Genomic DNA, 14,316 nt, shown 5'->3' on the forward strand with positions numbered 1-14,316 from the left:
ATTCAGCGCGCCGCACGTTTCGGGCGTTGTGTCAAAGCAAGGGCGTATCCGTTACAGGGGTTTTGTCAACACAACAGGCGTGCGGGGATGATCAGGCTGGCGATGAGCAGGTCGGTCGCGTGCAGGCGTCGGTCAGGTCTGAGCGGTCCCGGCGTGCCCTGCCGGGACAGTTGCTGCCGTCACTGCCGTTACTGCTTTGTCTCGATGATCCACCATACCGAGCGAGTTAGTTGCTGCCCGCTGATCGGATGGATATCGCTCAGGTCGGCGACTGCCGTCCAGCCGCGAGGCGGACGATATCCGCGCACGTCACCTTCGCCGTGCCAGCGCCATGCGCGGACCGTGCCGGGTGCATAGGTCGCCGCCCTGCGCGGGCGGCGCTGTATGGCTCCTGCGGTCACGCTCGGGCTACCGGCTTGCCAGAGGCTGTGGCGGCGGTCGGGAACGGCCATGCGGGTCCTGCTCCGTTTGGCGTCGTTCCCGGTGCGGCGGCGCTGGTATCGTCGCCATCTTTACCGCGCCCCGCTGTATCGCCGTTGAGCGTCGCTGCCTCTCCGTTGGCCTGACTGCCGTCCGGCTCGCTGTCCGTGCCGTTTGCGTGCGCGCCGGTGTCGTCATCCTCGGGCGATTCGTTCTGCGTGTCGCCATCGTCACCATCGTCGGCCTCGTCGTCATCGGGATCGTAGTGATTGATGACGGGCGGAGCCTGAGAGGTGAGGATTTCCGGGACCCATTTCACCTTTGCGAGACGCAGTTCGGCTGCGGCTGCGGCGTCGCCTTTTTTCATCTTTTCAAGGTCGGCGGCGGCCTTGGGCGAGATGGCGCTGGCGACCACGTCGATGATGCGGGCCTTGCTGACGTGATCGAAGTACGACGCGCGCGTGGGGGTCCAGTAGCGGGTCATGTCCAGTTCCAGTACCTGAGTCAGGGCATTGACCGTGTGCGGTGCCCCGGTGCCGGTAATGCCGTCGATCAGGGACGCCGTGCAGAACGCCAGCAGGTCGAGCAGCGTCGTGCCGGGGTCCTGGTCGATGAGCCACGGCAGCAGGTCGGCGCGTCGTGCGGGCAGGGTGGTGGTCCACTGCTGGCGCTGTGCGTCAATGGCTGTCCATGCGATGCTGGCGGGCATGTCGTCGGCTGCTTTCAGCAGCTTGTCGTGACTGCTGGTCGCGTTCAGTTCGAGATAGGACGCATCCCACCCGGAACGATAGCGCTCGGGAAAGACAACCGGCACAAGCCGGTGCAGCAGGACGGCAAGCGCCATGGACGGGCGTTTGGTGAGTTCAGCCTGTACAGCGGCGGTGCGGTGCGCGGTGAGGCGCTGGCAGAGCGCCGCGCTGTGGACGGGCCTTTCTTTCGGGGCGGCCTTTCCGCTGCCGGTGGATGCGTCGCTCACGTCCGTGTCGGCCAGACCGGTGACGACCGCGCCGTCACCTTCGAGTATGGCGAAGTCTTCCAGCTTCACGAGTCCACGGTCGATCATCAGTTCGCCATTCGGCCCGACGGTGACGAATGCCCCCGCCTGTGCGATCTGTGCGGCGTCCCACACCTGCGCGCGCTGCGCGAATGTCCCGATTGCCCTTTCGGTCGCGTCCATCGCTGCTTCGAGGTTTTCGGCTTCCTCGTACGCTTTCTCGTCGCCTTCCTCAAGGGCGTCGAATTTCGCGACGATTTCGTCGTGCTGTGCCTTCAGCGCGTCAAGCTCGCGCTGCTCGTCCTCGGTATAGGGCCGGTGTACCGGTTGGAGCCTGCCGAAGCTGTTCAGTTCGCTGTGATCGCGCTCGATGCGAGTTTCGACCCAGCCGAACCCTTCCGCACGCACAGCTTCAGCGGCGGCTTCGAGTTTGTCGCCAACGAGCCGTTGCAGCAGGTCGGCATCCGCGACATACCCCGCGTTCTGTTCATCGCTGAACAGATCGCGCCTCACGTAGCCGCCAGCTGCCTCATAGGCGTCGAGGCCGACGAACTTCACCAGACGGCTGCGGCTGGCGTCGATTTCGGCGCGGGTGATGGCCTGCCGCAGGTAGTGCGCCGCGCGTTGGTAATCATTGGGCGCGTCGAACCAGATGCGTTCCTGAGTTTCGTGGTCGTCCACGAGCGAGAGGGCGGCAAGCTGGTCAATGCTGATGGCGTCCTCGCGCAAGAGGGCGAGCAGCTTCGGGGAGACATGCGCGAGTTTCAGGCGGCGTTTCACGGTGAGCGGCGACACGTCGAACAACGCGGCGATATAACCGATGCTTCGCCCTTCGTCGGCAAGGCGTTTGAAGGCGAGCACGGTATCGAAAACATCAAGGTTTTCCCGCTGGCTGTTTTCGATCAGGCTCGCGGCGAACGCATCGGCTTCGCTGACGATCCGTACGGGCACCGGATAGTCGGCGGGAATGCGGCCATCCCTGTGCAGCAGGTCGAGGGCGGCGAGTCGCCGCTGACCGGCGCACACGCCGAGCTTGGGCTGTTTGCTGCGGGAACCCTTGATGAAATGGACCACAAGGTTTTGCAGCAGTCCTTTTGCCGCGATGTTATCCGCCAGTCCGGCGATTCCCGAAAGGGGTTTGGTGCGGACATTGAGCGGTGAGAGACGAAGGCGCGAATACGGGACGTGTTCGACCGGCTGCTCCTTGCCGAAATCGGTTTCCAGTACGGCGGTGGCTTCGCTGGTGCTGACGTCGGTATCCGTTGCGTCCGACAGTTCAGGGGTTGATGCGATGACTTGCGATTGCATGACAGACTCCAAAAGAGAAAAGAAAGGTCCCGGGTCCGGTTTGTTGCGAAACATCATGAGTTCCGAATCCGGGTAGGAATCCTCATGACGTGATGCACGGTGAGGGCCGGGGTTGACCGGCCCTGCCGGTCTTACGCCTTCATCGTTCGCATCGCGTCAGCGAGCATCCAGAGGGCGCGGTTCAGTTTCACGTTCTGGTCGATGCCGGTCACCGGGCGCGTGGACATGGAGCGCCCGCTGCGCGAGCGTCCATGCAGGCCGCCCTTGGTCAAGTTCTCTTGAATTTTGTTAAAAACCGTCCAAAGGTCGTCGCGGCGGTCCTCGAACCGGCGCGGGGCGAGCAACTGGCTTTCGGTGATCGGGGCAGGTGCTTCGGCGTCGGTCGGGTCGTAGCGCAGCGCAAGCGCGGAGCGCGCAAAGGCGTGCTGTTCATCGCGGTTGAGCGTGAGGGCGCGCATGCCATCTTTCTGCTCGCGGATCAGGTCGAAGCCGTCGAGCACGTCGAAAGCACCGTTGATGACGTTCTGCACCACGTTACCTTTGTGATGCACACGGATATCGCGCACGGTGTCCCCGGCGACCATGCCGTTGTGGCAAACAAATCTGAAGGCACCAGCCAGTAATTGAAAACTGCTCGAGCCGTCGTGCGAATTGAGGAGGATGATTTCGTTGACGTCCTCACCCGTGATTTCAGTGGCGGGGCGAAGGCGCAGCATGTGTTTCGTGTGTTCGCGCTTGTCCTGATCGCGTACGCGGGTCTGGCAGACCATGAAGGGCTGAAAGCCTTCATTGCGCAAACCCCTGAGTACGTCGATGGTGGGGATGTAGGTGTAGCGTTCGGAACGGCTTTGGTGCTTGCCATCCGCGAAGATGGACGGGGCGACGCGGAGAATCTGGTCGTCCGACAGGGGGGAGTCAGAGCGGAGCATCGGGGAGCCGGAACGGAAAGAGGAAGCGAGTTGCATGTCAGTCTCCAGAAAGAGAACCATCAAAAAGGGTTGATCGGTGTTGCGCTGACCGGGCTCCAAGATTCGCCCCCCGCCGTAGGGGTTGGTTTCATCCTGGTCGAAGCCAGGGGTTGGCTTTGCTGCCGCCAGTCTCCTGAGTTCGCGCCCGTGCGACTCAAGGAGCCGGCGCCGGGCGGGTGTCAAGGAAAGAAGTGAGGGGTTGGTGCGGGACGCAGCGAAGCGGAGGACTCGGCCCCGAACGCCTTGACACCCGCCCGGCGTCGGCTACTGTCGCGGGTTAGGGCGGGAACGGTGGAGACTGGTGGATGCGAAGCACTTCGCTGTTCGAGCAGGATGAAACGCCGCGCGGCGAGCGCGAATGTGGAGGCCGCTTGCGGCCTTCACCTGACTGGGCCTTTAAGGGTTTGAGGGGTCAAGGTGTTGCGCAAGGGATTGAAGCCCGCAAGGGTCGAGACGCGTACGCGGCTCGATGCGCAAGCACAAAAGCCCGGTCACGGAGCGCTAGCGGAGGGATGTGCCCCATGCCGTTGACGTCAAGCCTGACGGAGCAGGCAGCTGGTGCCAGGTACCAGCGTTGCAGATGGCCGTTGCTGCTGTGACAGGGACACTGGCGACGCGGCCACTGACACGGGATGCGGGGCACGCAAGGCGCCCTCACGGAAAACCGGCACTGATATGCCAGGACCAAGAAGCGCAAGCCGCAAGCATCGTGTTCCGCGGAGTACCGGGACCAGGCCGCGCGAGACGCTGCAGACTGGCGGACTGCGCGAGAAGTCATATTGCCGCCCGCGTGATCGTGTTCTGCTGGTGCAGAAGAGATGTACCCGATCGTTTTTAGAAAATCAGGACTGCAAAATAGTGAACGCACAGGAGTCTTACAACTCGTGCCCGCGCAAGGGCACGCCGATGACCTCGTGCACGACGTTGTCCGGTGCGTCTCACAGACAAGTGTGTGTGAGACGATAGGGTCCACACCACGATAAGGTCACGGCGCATCCGGGCGCGAGCCCGGCGCAGGGAGCGCATAGTCCTTGTCGACGACGCCCCGCTCACTACCCGGGTTAACGAAGCTCGCCCGTACCCACGTGGTTTTATCCGGGAGTCGCCGGATATGGCCCCGGCGCAGATGGGCACGGGGACTGGCATGCGTTCCGCCGGCCGGGTGAGCGGCCGGCGCCTCGGCCTTTAGCTGCAGCACCTTGTACGTGTAGAACGGTGTCTGGTTTCTCGCCGTGCGAACTGCATTGCTGGCCCTGCCGGGCGGCACATCGACGGTCTGGACATTCGTGCAGTTCAGGACGGTGCAGGCCTGGACCACCATGCCGACTTCGTCATGCGCGTCGACGATCACCTGCGACAACGCCAGCGCTTCGTCCCCGTTGAATCTGGCAACGGTCTCGGCGAACAGATCCGGAATTAACGCGAACGGTTCGGCCCGGAACCGGTAGCCCTTGCCCTTCAAGCGGCCGGCGCTACGCAAAGCCTGGTGCGCGAGTGTCGTGGCCGGCGTGTCCGCCAAATGCCCGTCAACCCTGCTGTCATGGGGAACGAAGAGTCCTCCCACCCCGGGAGACCAGCTCCTGAGGGCATCGAGGTAATACACGGGGAAGATGAATACCCCGCCTTCGGGGAACATCTGGCGGTATCGGGTGTTGAGCCCGGCAAAGGGTTCGATATCCTCAGAAAGCTCCCAGCAGAGTGCGATGCGTCTGCTCGAGCGGGACTGAGGGGCACCGTTCAGCCATGCGTCGACCGGCCGGTCCAGCTCCCACGGCGCTTCAAATATGGTGACCGGGTAGGGCAGGCGCAGCAGCTCCAGGTGCGCCTCGCCGATGGATTTTTCGTCAATCAGCTCGGCGCAGTTGGGAAGGAGAAACTTCACGCCCCGTCGCATCAGGTCGACAAGGCTGCCGATCTGCCGGGCGCTTTGCGGCCGCTCTGCTTTCCACTGTTTCCCGGGGAACAGCAGGTCATCAATCGCAAAGGACGTGTAGTGGGTGATCTCGATCGGTTTGTCCATGTCCGGCCTTCCACGGCTGCCGCATATGTCTGAGGATATGATAGTTCTGAACCGGGAGTCATGCGCATGCCGGCGATTTCCTTTCCCAGCAGATGCCGAACTTGCAGCCTAGGCATGGATCGTCAGAATGTCGGGTGGGTCCGGTGCGAAACGTCAGCCAATGGGTTCAAGTAGCCCTTGCGGTATCGGGACGGGCCCCGGGACGAATAGCCGACGGATGTGAAGCGAGGCTCGGTGAGGTTCTGCCGGCGATCATTTATTGCTACAGTAGGGATTTCCGGCGCGCGTCGGCTTGCCGGCCGAACGGCCAGCCACAGTGTGACCGTGACGGGCCAGCCAATGTGTCTGTTCGGTCGGCGCCTGCCGCGGGAAGACCGCACCAGTTCTTGCTGACCTGAATTCATGGTTCGTACGCACCGCCTCGCCACAAAACCGCGCAGAAAGCCACTCACAAAGGACATGCTGTTACCCCTGCCGGTGGCCAACGTCCGAGCGATGGCGCTTGAGAATCATCTCGCCCTGGCCACCCTGCGTAGTGGCCACGGCAGTAGCCAGCAGATGCTCTGCCTGTTGAAGGTGGTATATCTCGCGTATTTTCTGCGTGATAAGGGATCACAAGGCAGCGAGATCGAGCTGTTCCGTGCAGCCGAAATGGCGCTTCAGCAGAGCATCAGCTGCGCGGAGAACGGCAGGGAGTGGTCGCTCTCTGATGTTGGCCTGAAGGCGCTGGAGTCGATCCTGGCGATCCATGACCAGCAACTCGGGACGGTGGCGGCATATGTGTATGAGGCGGCCTGGGAGCGGCTTCAGCGCTTCGTGCAGAGCGACGCGAGATCGCCGATACAGGCTGCCGCGACCGGTCAGCCTGCATCGGGAGAAAACGGATAGCGGGGTCCCCGGTTGATGTTCCTGACCCATGCGGCATCGCATGAATGGCGCGTTCTGTGCGTCCGCTGGGCATTGACGTATACCGCTTGAAGAGGTGGACGAATTCTTTTATAACGGCGGTCGTAGTCTGGACGTGGTTGTGATGTGCAACAACGAATGAAGGAGAACAGGGATGAACAAGCAGGAATTGATTGAGGCGGTAGCCACCTCGACAGGCGCGAGCAAGTCTAAGGCTGGCGAGACGATTGACGCATTGATCGACACGATTAGCGGCGCCGTCGCAGACGGTGCGGACGTGCAACTGATCGGGTTCGGCTCATTCACGCAAGGCAAACGTGCCGCACGTGTCGGACGTAACCCGCGAACGGGCGAGGAGATTCGTATCCCGGCCGCGAAAACGGTGAAGTTTACGGCGGGTAAAGCATTCAAGGACGCGGTGAACGGTCACCGGAAGTGACGAAAAAAAGGCCGCTGCGGGTTAAACGAACTTCGAACATCTGTCGCGGATACATGCGCCTGCGGACAGAAGCCAAGATGTGCGACTGGCGCTTGGCCATGCGCCAGCCCCTGATCCTCGGAATGACCGGGCGACGCGAGTGCCACCAGGCGTAAATCCGCTGTTTGATCGACCGACCTTTGAGCGACCGATCTTTGGGCGACAGCAGGGATAATTCCACACGCATCAAGACCTGGTTCCTGCTATGCCTGTTCGATATCAACACGCTGTCAAGAACGGTCGTGGTCGGATGGTTACAAAACGCTCGACCCGGCTGCGCGATCATTTTCAAAGGGCGATGCGCGTGGTCGGTCGTACGGCGGAGCATTTGGATGGACATTGAGTGTTCATTTTGATATCCATGGCCCCGCTTCGAAACATACGGCACGACGCTATGAAAATTTCCGCGACGCGCCGAAACCTTATCATCGGGTTTCCTCTGCTGCTTGGCATAAGCGGTAAGACAACGCGCCTGTTGGCCGCCGAATCTCCGTTTGCCGATATCGAGCGCCGCTATGGAGGCCGACTCGGTATATTCGCTGTCGACACTGAGTCCGGACGAACGCTGGTTTACCGCGCCGATGAACACTTTCTCATGTGCAGCACGTTCAAGGGGCTTCTCATCGCGCTGGTGCTCTCACGTGTGGATGCTGGCCAGGAAAGCCTGGCGCGACCCCTGCGGTACACCGAGAAGGACCTTATCTTTACTTCGCCAGTCACCAAAGCCAATGTCGCTCAGGGCGAGATGACGGTCGGTGCTCTATGTCAGGCCACGGTCGAGCTGAGCGATAACACGGCGGCGGTCCTTTTGATGAGTAGCGTCGGTGGCGCCAGCGGCGCTGACCCGATTCACGCGACGTCTCCGGGGACACCGTGACTCGTTCCGATCGGTACGAACCCAAGTCGAACGAATACAGCGGGTTGCTCGACACCACAACGCCGAGAGCCATCACGACATCGGTAAGAACATACTTCTGGGCGACGTTCTCAGTCTCCAGTCGCGGCAGCAATTGGAAGACTGGATGATCGCGTGCAGGCCTGGGCTCAACCGGCTTCGTGCGGTATTTCCTGCGGATTGGCTTGCAGGTGACCGGCCCGGTACAAGCGTCGGGGCAGAGACGAATGACTACGCATTCGTGCGGCCGCCAGGCCGCGCGCCGCTGCTTATAGCGGCATATTACGACGCGCCTGCCCTCGATATGGGACATCGGGATGCGGTCTTGCGAGAGGCCGGTCATATATTCGTGCAATGGGCCAATGCGACTGCATGAGGTTATGCTGACCCGCGTAAAGCCCAGTGCGTGCTCGGTATCTTTCTATACTCAATGGAGCGTGTCGAAGAACGGCAATGGGTCGACTTGCCTGAAGCAGCCGGTTGTTGCCAGCGTCACTCGTCCGTCAAGCGTCGGGCCGGGCCCGGCCACCGTGAGAGGGTTCGACATGGTCGGCCATATCGACGACGATCAGCGGACGAACAACTGATTGCGACCATAGATGACCGGCCCTCGGCCGTTCGGTTGAAGGCCATAAGTAGGACTTCGGATCGGATGTATGTGAGCCCGAATCTGCTTGATCCCTCACGCACCACCTGAAACAGGCCGGCTTACTTGTCCGTGTCCAGCAAGGTCTCAGCGTTGATGACGGTGCAGTATTCCAGGTCCAGATTGGCAAGCGACATTGCGTGCACGTCTTCCGCGCTTCTCAGGTTGCCGTTCCAATCCCTTCGATCAAACGTAAAACAGCAATCGGCTACAAGGTAGGTTGTGAAGCCCAGGTTGCCGGCCATACGAACCGTCGCTTCGACAGAGTTATTGGTGATGACGCCGACCACCACGAGTGTGTCATGGCCTTGCGCGCGGAGTTGCGCTTCCAGATTTGTACCTATAAAGGCATTGTTAGTCCGTTTCGGGATCACAGGCTCGCCGACGACAGGGGAGGCCTCAGGCTTGAAGTCATGTCCGCCTTGGCCTGGCCGATAATACGAGCCAGGCTCGGTGGAGTCGTGCCGAATGTGCCACACCGGCCAGCCATTACCTCGCCAATGGTCGAGCAAACGTGCAATTTGAACTTCCGCAAGCGGGTTGTTTCTCCGCCCCCAGCTAGGGTGGTCTATTGCTTTCTGAAGATCCACCAGCAAAAGGAGCGCACCGGCCGGGAATAGCAAGGCAGTCATTGTTGGTTCAGGGTGAGCGAATGTTGTCGCGAAGCGATTCCATTCAGGACTTTACCGCAAGTCTGGACTCGCTTTGCCTGACCGGCTTGGTGCGGCCACAATCGGTCATTGAGTCGCCGACCCTGTGCCGGCGTCAATCCGTTGAGACCAAGTGAGTTCGACACGGGAATGCTAACGGGAAATTGGACTGGCTTAGGTCAGTACGAACAGGCACGCATCGCCTCCACGATCGCATCCTGCTCCGGGGGAGCCTGGAAGAAGGCTTCCATTAGTGTGTGCTCATCGTTCATTTTCTTCTGGAAACACACCTGATTCACGGCGCGTGCAGTTGTCGTGACATACAGGCCAGCGATGACCAGAATGGTCACCAATAGTCCGGTGAGCGTCAGCGCGGCGACCCACCTGTTCGCCTCCGCATCGATATCCGCTAATTGCCCATCTTCGGCGCCATCGGCACTTTCGTGTACATCAGTCATTCTCTATCTCCGGAACCTGAGACTCCGATCTTCGTTCCAGGGATAGAATATGAAAAGTTGAATTTCCTGAAACCAACGTTCAGTTATTTCTAATCTGGCACTGGGATGAGAGAGATTAGTCTGGACCGCCTTCGCACCTTTGTGACGATCGCAGACCATCGGTCCTTTGCGGAGGCCGCACGTATCCTGCACCTGGCTGCGCCGACAGTCAGTCTTCACATTCAGGAACTGGAGGATCGAGTTGGTGCCCCGCTGCTGTCACGCAAGCGCGGCCACGTTCAGCCCACCACGATCGGGGAATCCCTTCTGGAAAAGGCACGGCACCTCCTGGCCGATGCCGGGCAGGCGCTGGACGATGTCAGGCGGCAAGTACAGGGGCTTGAGGGCCGTGTACGACTTGGCGCGTCGACGGGCGCAATCGCACACCTCCTGCCTCGGACTCTTGAAGTGTTGGGGCAGCAACATCCCGCGATCGACGTCCAGGTTACGGTGCTGACGTCGCAGGACACGCTCACCCGTCTGGCGGAAGGGTCGCTGGATATCGGGCTGGTCGCGCTACCCCAGCCCACGATGGCTGGCCTTGTGATCAAGCCATGGCGCCGCGATCCTGTCATGGCGTTCATGCCGGCCCAGTGGCAATGCCCAGTCCGCGTAACACCCAAGTGGCTGGCTAGCAGGCCACTCATTCTCAATGACTCAACTACACGGCTTTCGCACCTCAGCACGGAGTGGTTGGCAGCGGGAGGGCACCATCCTGTGCCGCGCATTCAGCTTAACTACAACGACGCAATCAAGAGTCTGGTCGCGGCTGGTTACGGCGCAGCGTTGTTACCCCATGAGGCCACTACTCCATCTCCCGACCCGCGCATTGTCATGCGCCCGCTGCGCCCGGCGCTGTGGCGTCGGCTCGGCATTGCGCATCGTACGGGGTGCGTCGAGAGCTCTACGCAACACGTACTTGATGTGTTGTGGGATCTCCGATTGGTATAGAAAATGTCATCTGCCGCGTCGGTTCGTTGCCGTCAGGATAGAAAGCTAAGGCCTATGCGAGCGGCCGGGGTCAACAGTAAGGCGAGAATAAGGCGTAAATAGGGCATAAAGGAGTCGCAGTTGCCGGGAATCATCCGCAGGTTGAGCTCGGCGCCGTACAGCATCGCAAGCATTGACACCGCAGATGGGTTCCCACTCACGCTTCGGCTGGAATCTGATCGGCGGTGCTGGCATCGTCGGGTGACTCTGCGGTTTTGTCGGCGCCGCCGACGAAGTCGGCCCACGCCTGCATCATCGGCCGGCGCAGATTGAGCAGATCGGTGCGATGGTAGGCGGCCTCGGTATCGCCCTCGACCGCATGCGCTAGCGCACGCTCAGCGAGATCACGCGCGTAGCCATGCTCGCTTGCCCAGTCGCGGAAAGAGGAACGGAATCCATGCGCCGTTGCAACACGCCCGGGTTCATCGCTGACCGCCTTGGCCCGGCGCAAAAGAGCCGTCAGCGTCATGTCACTGAGCATTTTCGTGCGAAGCGAAGGGAAAACGAGGTCGACGTGTCGCACGTGCTCGTGTTGCTGCTTGGATAACAGCGATGTCGATTGGTTTTTTGGCGGTGCTCGTCTTCGTCGCTACGATCCTGTTTGGTCATTCCTACTGGCTGCCACATATAGAGCGCAGCGAATTGCTGTCCTTCGATCACTTTCCAGTGGCTGACGCGCCGCCCCAACTGTACGTCGCGTGCTTTGGAAATCGATCGGAGTACATCTTTCAGCGAATCTTTGTCAGTCCGACCGCCCCGCATTAAACGCCATGCTGCTAACAGGATTTAGCGGCATTGACGGCAGGCGGAAAATTCCCTGCGGCAGCCGGTCAAGCCAACCAGGTCCATTACGCGCAGCCCGGCGCGCGGCTAACTGCGCCAAGATCGACGTCAGCTCATGGTGGTTGCTGGCAGCGTAAAAGCGGCACCCATCCAATCCGCGGTTGCACGTGAGCGGCGGGTAACCGCTCTGCTGGAAGCAAAAAACGGTCATTTGAATGGTTCTTTGATCGGTCGTCGTGACTTACCCCTTCCTACATGCGTGGCGGCCGCAACAGCGTCACCGGGCAGAATCTTGATGCCGGTCGCCACGCCCTCGGCAGCAAATCCCCATCTGAGCCGCCAGTCATCGTCCTCGCTAAACTCCACGGGCACCTGCTTGCCCGCCAAGGCCGCACCCGCTGCCACCTTGGCTAGATCTTTCGCACCGGTTTTCAAGGCTATTTCCGCCAGGTCGCGCGTAACGCGCAGAGCATTGCTGATCTTTTACGCCGGCACCCAGATGAGGATGACGCTCGCGAGGGTGAGAAGCTCCACTGCGAATTCAAGCACAACCTCGAGCATGTCATGCGCTCCAGAGCGCTTCAGATTCTTTCCGCAGCACGTCGGTCTTTTGCGCGGGCCGCTGACGCCTTATCCGCGCAAACCGGACGGCTGCTTCCGATGGGACAGGCACTGCTGGGTTTGCTCTCGCCACAGTGGCGCTTGCGTTGACGCTCAACGGCCCCAAAACGGGTAACCGGGTCCTCCGGGATCGTTAAAGTATCCGGCCGGCGTGTTGACGGGGTCAAGGCGGCCTCGAGAATGCACGTGTGTGGCCGGATTCCACGGTGGGCCAAGAAAGAGAACAGACCCGTCGACGATAACGCTGGCTCCCAGAACGGGAACGCAGGCCAACGACCAAACGCTTTCCGATAGAATATGACGTTGTCACGGATTTGACACATGAACTCGTGGCGGGGCTATTAATTTTGCGTATATTTTGCGTACAGCAAGAACGGTTGATGTTGTAATATTCATCAACTAATTGATTAAAAAGAGAAAAATTTCTCAACAGGACTCAAATGTTTGGTCGATTCATGCCCACCGAGGGCAAATTTTTCGAAATCTTCAATGCGCACGCAAAGTGCATCGTTGACGCCAGTCACGAACTCGAACTGCTGATCGACAACATGGACCAGATGGAGGTCCATAAGCAGAACGTCCAGACCAACGAAAAACGTGCGGACAAGCTCACGCACGAAACCATCGATCTGCTGCACAAGACCTTCATCACACCGCTCGATCGCGACGAAATCCACAAGCTCATCACGACGATGGACGACATCCTCGACCTGATGGAAGACGTCGCCACTGCCATTTCGCTTTACGACGTGCGTGAATCGACTGCGGAAATGAGCCAGCTCGCCCATATCTGCACGGCCACGTCCGAGCGTGTGCAGCAAGCGGTCAAGCTGCTCGCCGACATGAAACGCGCGAGCGAAATCCTCAAGATCTGCGAAGAAATCGACCGTCTGGAATCGGACGCCGACCGGGTGCTGCGCTCGGCCATGTCGAAACTCTTCCGCGAAGAGGACAACGTCAAGACGCTGATCAAGCTCAAGGCAATCTACGAGTTGCTCGAGACGATTACCGACAAATGCGAGGATGTTGCGAACATCATCGAAGGCATCGTGCTGGAAAACGCCTGATTTCAGCCGCGCCACTCACTCGATAAACGATGCATTCGATTCAACTCGCCCTCTGGGCTGTTATTACGCTCGTCGTGGTCGCACTCGTGTTCGACTTCATGAACGGCTTCCACGACGCCGCCAACTCCATCGCAACCGTTGTCTCCACCGGCGTGCTGAAACCTCAGCAAGCCGTGGCGTTCGCCGCCGCGTTCAACGTCATTGCGTATTTCATCTTTCATTTGAAGGTTGCCGCCACCGTTGGCAAAGGGACGATCGACCCGGCTATCGTCGATCAATATGTGATTTTCGGCGCGCTCATCGGGGCGATCGGCTGGAACATCATCACGTGGCACTACGGCATTCCGTCGAGTTCGTCGCATGCGCTGATCGGCGGTCTGGTCGGCTCGGCGTGGGCGAAGTCAGGGTGGGGCTCGCTGAATATGGAGGGCTTGCTCAAGACCGTCTCGTTCATTTTTATTTCGCCGCTGCTGGGTTTCGTGCTCGGATCGCTGTTCATGCTGATCGTTTCGTGGATGTATTTCCGCACGCCGCCCTCCAAGGTGGACCGGCGATTCAGACGCTGGCAGCTTGTATCGGCAGGGTTGTATAGCCTCGGGCATGGCGGCAACGACGCGCAGAAGACCATCGGCGTGATCTGGATGCTGCTGATTGCGGCAGGGTATGCGTCAGCAACGGCCGACGCTCCGCCGATCTGGGTGATCGGCGGATGTTATCTGTCGATGGGGCTCGGTACGCTGTTCGGCGGCTGGCGCATTGTGCGCACCATGGGTCAGAAGATCACGAAGCTCAAGCCCGTCGGCGGGTTTTGCGCGGAGTCGGGCGGGGCAATTACGCTGTTCGTCGCGTCGTTTCTGGGTATTCCCGTGTCAACCACGCATACGATCACCGGCGCGATCGTTGGCGTTGGCGCGACGCAGAAGTTCAGCGCAGTGCGCTGGGGCGTGGCGGGGAACATCGTCTGGGCCTGGATCCTGACCATTCCGGCGTCTGCCGTGATGGCCGCCGCTGCTTGGTGGCTCGGACATCGCTTTCTTTGAGCGAGTGGCTCGCGGGTGACTTGCCTTTTTCAA

At 60.3% G+C, this 14,316-nt stretch carries 15 protein-coding genes; 7 read left to right on the forward strand and 8 right to left on the reverse strand.

The features are described 5' to 3' along the window. Nucleotides 1–188: 188 nt before the first annotated feature. The 4 genes from ACSQ36_RS08585 to ACSQ36_RS08600 form a co-directional block, all read right to left on the reverse strand. The gene (locus ACSQ36_RS08585) at nucleotides 189–452 is read right to left on the reverse strand and encodes a hypothetical protein (RefSeq protein WP_436181601.1); all 264 of its coding nucleotides are present in this window, start codon (nucleotides 450–452) and stop codon (nucleotides 189–191) included. After that, nucleotides 398–2,722: a ParB/RepB/Spo0J family partition protein gene (locus ACSQ36_RS08590; protein WP_436181602.1), complete on the reverse strand. Its 2,325-nt coding sequence runs from the start codon at nucleotides 2,720–2,722 to the stop codon at nucleotides 398–400. Before ACSQ36_RS08590 ends, ACSQ36_RS08585 begins: the two co-directional genes overlap by 55 nt. Before the next feature lie 131 nt (nucleotides 2,723–2,853). Continuing rightward, complete coding sequence (locus ACSQ36_RS08595) at nucleotides 2,854–3,687, reverse strand: DUF932 domain-containing protein (protein ID WP_436181603.1); 834 nt, start codon at nucleotides 3,685–3,687, stop codon at nucleotides 2,854–2,856. A gap of 988 nt (nucleotides 3,688–4,675) precedes the next feature. Further along, nucleotides 4,676–5,710: a hypothetical protein gene (locus ACSQ36_RS08600; RefSeq protein WP_436181604.1), complete on the reverse strand. Its 1,035-nt coding sequence runs from the start codon at nucleotides 5,708–5,710 to the stop codon at nucleotides 4,676–4,678. A gap of 459 nt (nucleotides 5,711–6,169) precedes the next feature. Between ACSQ36_RS08600 and ACSQ36_RS08605 the strand changes: the two genes are divergently transcribed. The 3 genes from ACSQ36_RS08605 (at nucleotide 6,170) to ACSQ36_RS08615 (ending at nucleotide 7,971) form a co-directional block, all read left to right on the forward strand. Further along, nucleotides 6,170–6,598: a hypothetical protein gene (locus ACSQ36_RS08605; RefSeq protein WP_436181605.1), complete on the forward strand. Its 429-nt coding sequence runs from the start codon at nucleotides 6,170–6,172 to the stop codon at nucleotides 6,596–6,598. Nucleotides 6,599–6,770: 172 nt separating this feature from the next. Continuing rightward, nucleotides 6,771–7,055 carry an HU family DNA-binding protein gene (locus ACSQ36_RS08610; RefSeq protein ID WP_144150276.1) on the forward strand — a complete coding sequence of 95 codons (285 nt, stop codon included), beginning with the start codon at nucleotides 6,771–6,773 and terminating at the stop codon, nucleotides 7,053–7,055. A gap of 433 nt (nucleotides 7,056–7,488) precedes the next feature. Then, on the forward strand, nucleotides 7,489–7,971 hold the full coding sequence (locus tag ACSQ36_RS08615) for a serine hydrolase (protein WP_436181606.1): 483 nt from the start codon (nucleotides 7,489–7,491) through the stop codon (nucleotides 7,969–7,971). A 726-nt stretch (nucleotides 7,972–8,697) separates the two neighbouring features. Here ACSQ36_RS08615 and ACSQ36_RS08620 read toward each other — a convergent pair. Together ACSQ36_RS08620 and ACSQ36_RS08625 are read right to left on the reverse strand one after the other, a co-directional pair. Then, a complete protein-coding gene (locus ACSQ36_RS08620) occupies nucleotides 8,698–9,267 on the reverse strand; it encodes a cysteine hydrolase family protein (RefSeq protein ID WP_436181607.1) in 570 nt (189 codons plus the stop codon). 197 nt (nucleotides 9,268–9,464) lie between these two features. Beyond that, a complete protein-coding gene (locus ACSQ36_RS08625; RefSeq protein ID WP_436181608.1) occupies nucleotides 9,465–9,743 on the reverse strand; it encodes a hypothetical protein in 279 nt (92 codons plus the stop codon). A 105-nt stretch (nucleotides 9,744–9,848) separates the two neighbouring features. Here ACSQ36_RS08625 and ACSQ36_RS08630 point away from each other — a divergent pair, with 105 nt between their 5' ends. Continuing rightward, a complete protein-coding gene (locus tag ACSQ36_RS08630) occupies nucleotides 9,849–10,733 on the forward strand; it encodes a LysR family transcriptional regulator (protein ID WP_436181609.1) in 885 nt (294 codons plus the stop codon). Between the two features lie 196 nt (nucleotides 10,734–10,929). On the opposite strand, the gene ACSQ36_RS08635 is transcribed toward ACSQ36_RS08630, so the two are convergent. Next, a complete protein-coding gene (locus ACSQ36_RS08635; RefSeq protein ID WP_436181610.1) occupies nucleotides 10,930–11,295 on the reverse strand; it encodes a tyrosine-type recombinase/integrase in 366 nt (121 codons plus the stop codon). Between the two features lie 29 nt (nucleotides 11,296–11,324). Between ACSQ36_RS08635 and ACSQ36_RS08640 the strand changes: the two genes are divergently transcribed. Further along, nucleotides 11,325–11,537 (forward strand): hypothetical protein, encoded by a 213-nt coding sequence (locus ACSQ36_RS08640; protein WP_436181611.1) that lies wholly within the window; start codon nucleotides 11,325–11,327, stop codon nucleotides 11,535–11,537. 225 nt (nucleotides 11,538–11,762) lie between these two features. Here the strand turns inward: ACSQ36_RS08640 and ACSQ36_RS08645 are convergent, their stop codons facing one another. Then, a complete protein-coding gene (locus tag ACSQ36_RS08645) occupies nucleotides 11,763–11,990 on the reverse strand; it encodes a hypothetical protein (protein ID WP_436181612.1) in 228 nt (75 codons plus the stop codon). 626 nt (nucleotides 11,991–12,616) lie between these two features. On the opposite strand from ACSQ36_RS08645, the gene ACSQ36_RS08650 reads away from it, so the two are divergent. Both ACSQ36_RS08650 and ACSQ36_RS08655 read left to right on the forward strand, forming a co-directional pair. Further along, nucleotides 12,617–13,243, forward strand: a complete 627-nt coding sequence (locus ACSQ36_RS08650) for a DUF47 domain-containing protein (RefSeq protein ID WP_089159053.1) — start codon at nucleotides 12,617–12,619, stop codon at nucleotides 13,241–13,243. Between the two features lie 29 nt (nucleotides 13,244–13,272). After that, nucleotides 13,273–14,283, forward strand: a complete 1,011-nt coding sequence (locus ACSQ36_RS08655) for an inorganic phosphate transporter (protein ID WP_213764008.1) — start codon at nucleotides 13,273–13,275, stop codon at nucleotides 14,281–14,283. Nucleotides 14,284–14,316 lie beyond the last annotated feature (33 nt).

It is taken from the genome of Caballeronia sp. LjRoot34 (assembly GCF_964253815.1).
GTDB lineage: Bacteria > Pseudomonadota > Gammaproteobacteria > Burkholderiales > Burkholderiaceae > Caballeronia.

Excerpts from the sequence above, each read along its gene's own strand:
- ACSQ36_RS08585 (WP_436181601.1), bottom strand. The coding sequence starts at position 452 with ATGGCCGTTCCCGACCGCCGCCACAGCCTCTGGCAAGCCGGTAGCCCG.
- ACSQ36_RS08590 (WP_436181602.1), bottom strand. The coding sequence starts at position 2,722 with ATGCAATCGCAAGTCATCGCATCAACCCCTGAACTGTCGGACGCAACG.
- ACSQ36_RS08595 (WP_436181603.1), bottom strand. The coding sequence starts at position 3,687 with ATGCAACTCGCTTCCTCTTTCCGTTCCGGCTCCCCGATGCTCCGCTCT.
- ACSQ36_RS08600 (WP_436181604.1), bottom strand. The coding sequence starts at position 5,710 with ATGGACAAACCGATCGAGATCACCCACTACACGTCCTTTGCGATTGAT.
- ACSQ36_RS08605 (WP_436181605.1), top strand. The coding sequence starts at position 6,170 with ATGCTGTTACCCCTGCCGGTGGCCAACGTCCGAGCGATGGCGCTTGAG.
- ACSQ36_RS08610 (WP_144150276.1), top strand. The coding sequence starts at position 6,771 with ATGAACAAGCAGGAATTGATTGAGGCGGTAGCCACCTCGACAGGCGCG.
- ACSQ36_RS08615 (WP_436181606.1), top strand. The coding sequence starts at position 7,489 with ATGAAAATTTCCGCGACGCGCCGAAACCTTATCATCGGGTTTCCTCTG.
- ACSQ36_RS08620 (WP_436181607.1), bottom strand. The coding sequence starts at position 9,267 with ATGACTGCCTTGCTATTCCCGGCCGGTGCGCTCCTTTTGCTGGTGGAT.
- ACSQ36_RS08625 (WP_436181608.1), bottom strand. The coding sequence starts at position 9,743 with ATGACTGATGTACACGAAAGTGCCGATGGCGCCGAAGATGGGCAATTA.
- ACSQ36_RS08630 (WP_436181609.1), top strand. The coding sequence starts at position 9,849 with ATGAGAGAGATTAGTCTGGACCGCCTTCGCACCTTTGTGACGATCGCA.
- ACSQ36_RS08640 (WP_436181611.1), top strand. The coding sequence starts at position 11,325 with ATGTCGATTGGTTTTTTGGCGGTGCTCGTCTTCGTCGCTACGATCCTG.
- ACSQ36_RS08650 (WP_089159053.1), top strand. The coding sequence starts at position 12,617 with ATGTTTGGTCGATTCATGCCCACCGAGGGCAAATTTTTCGAAATCTTC.
- ACSQ36_RS08655 (WP_213764008.1), top strand. The coding sequence starts at position 13,273 with ATGCATTCGATTCAACTCGCCCTCTGGGCTGTTATTACGCTCGTCGTG.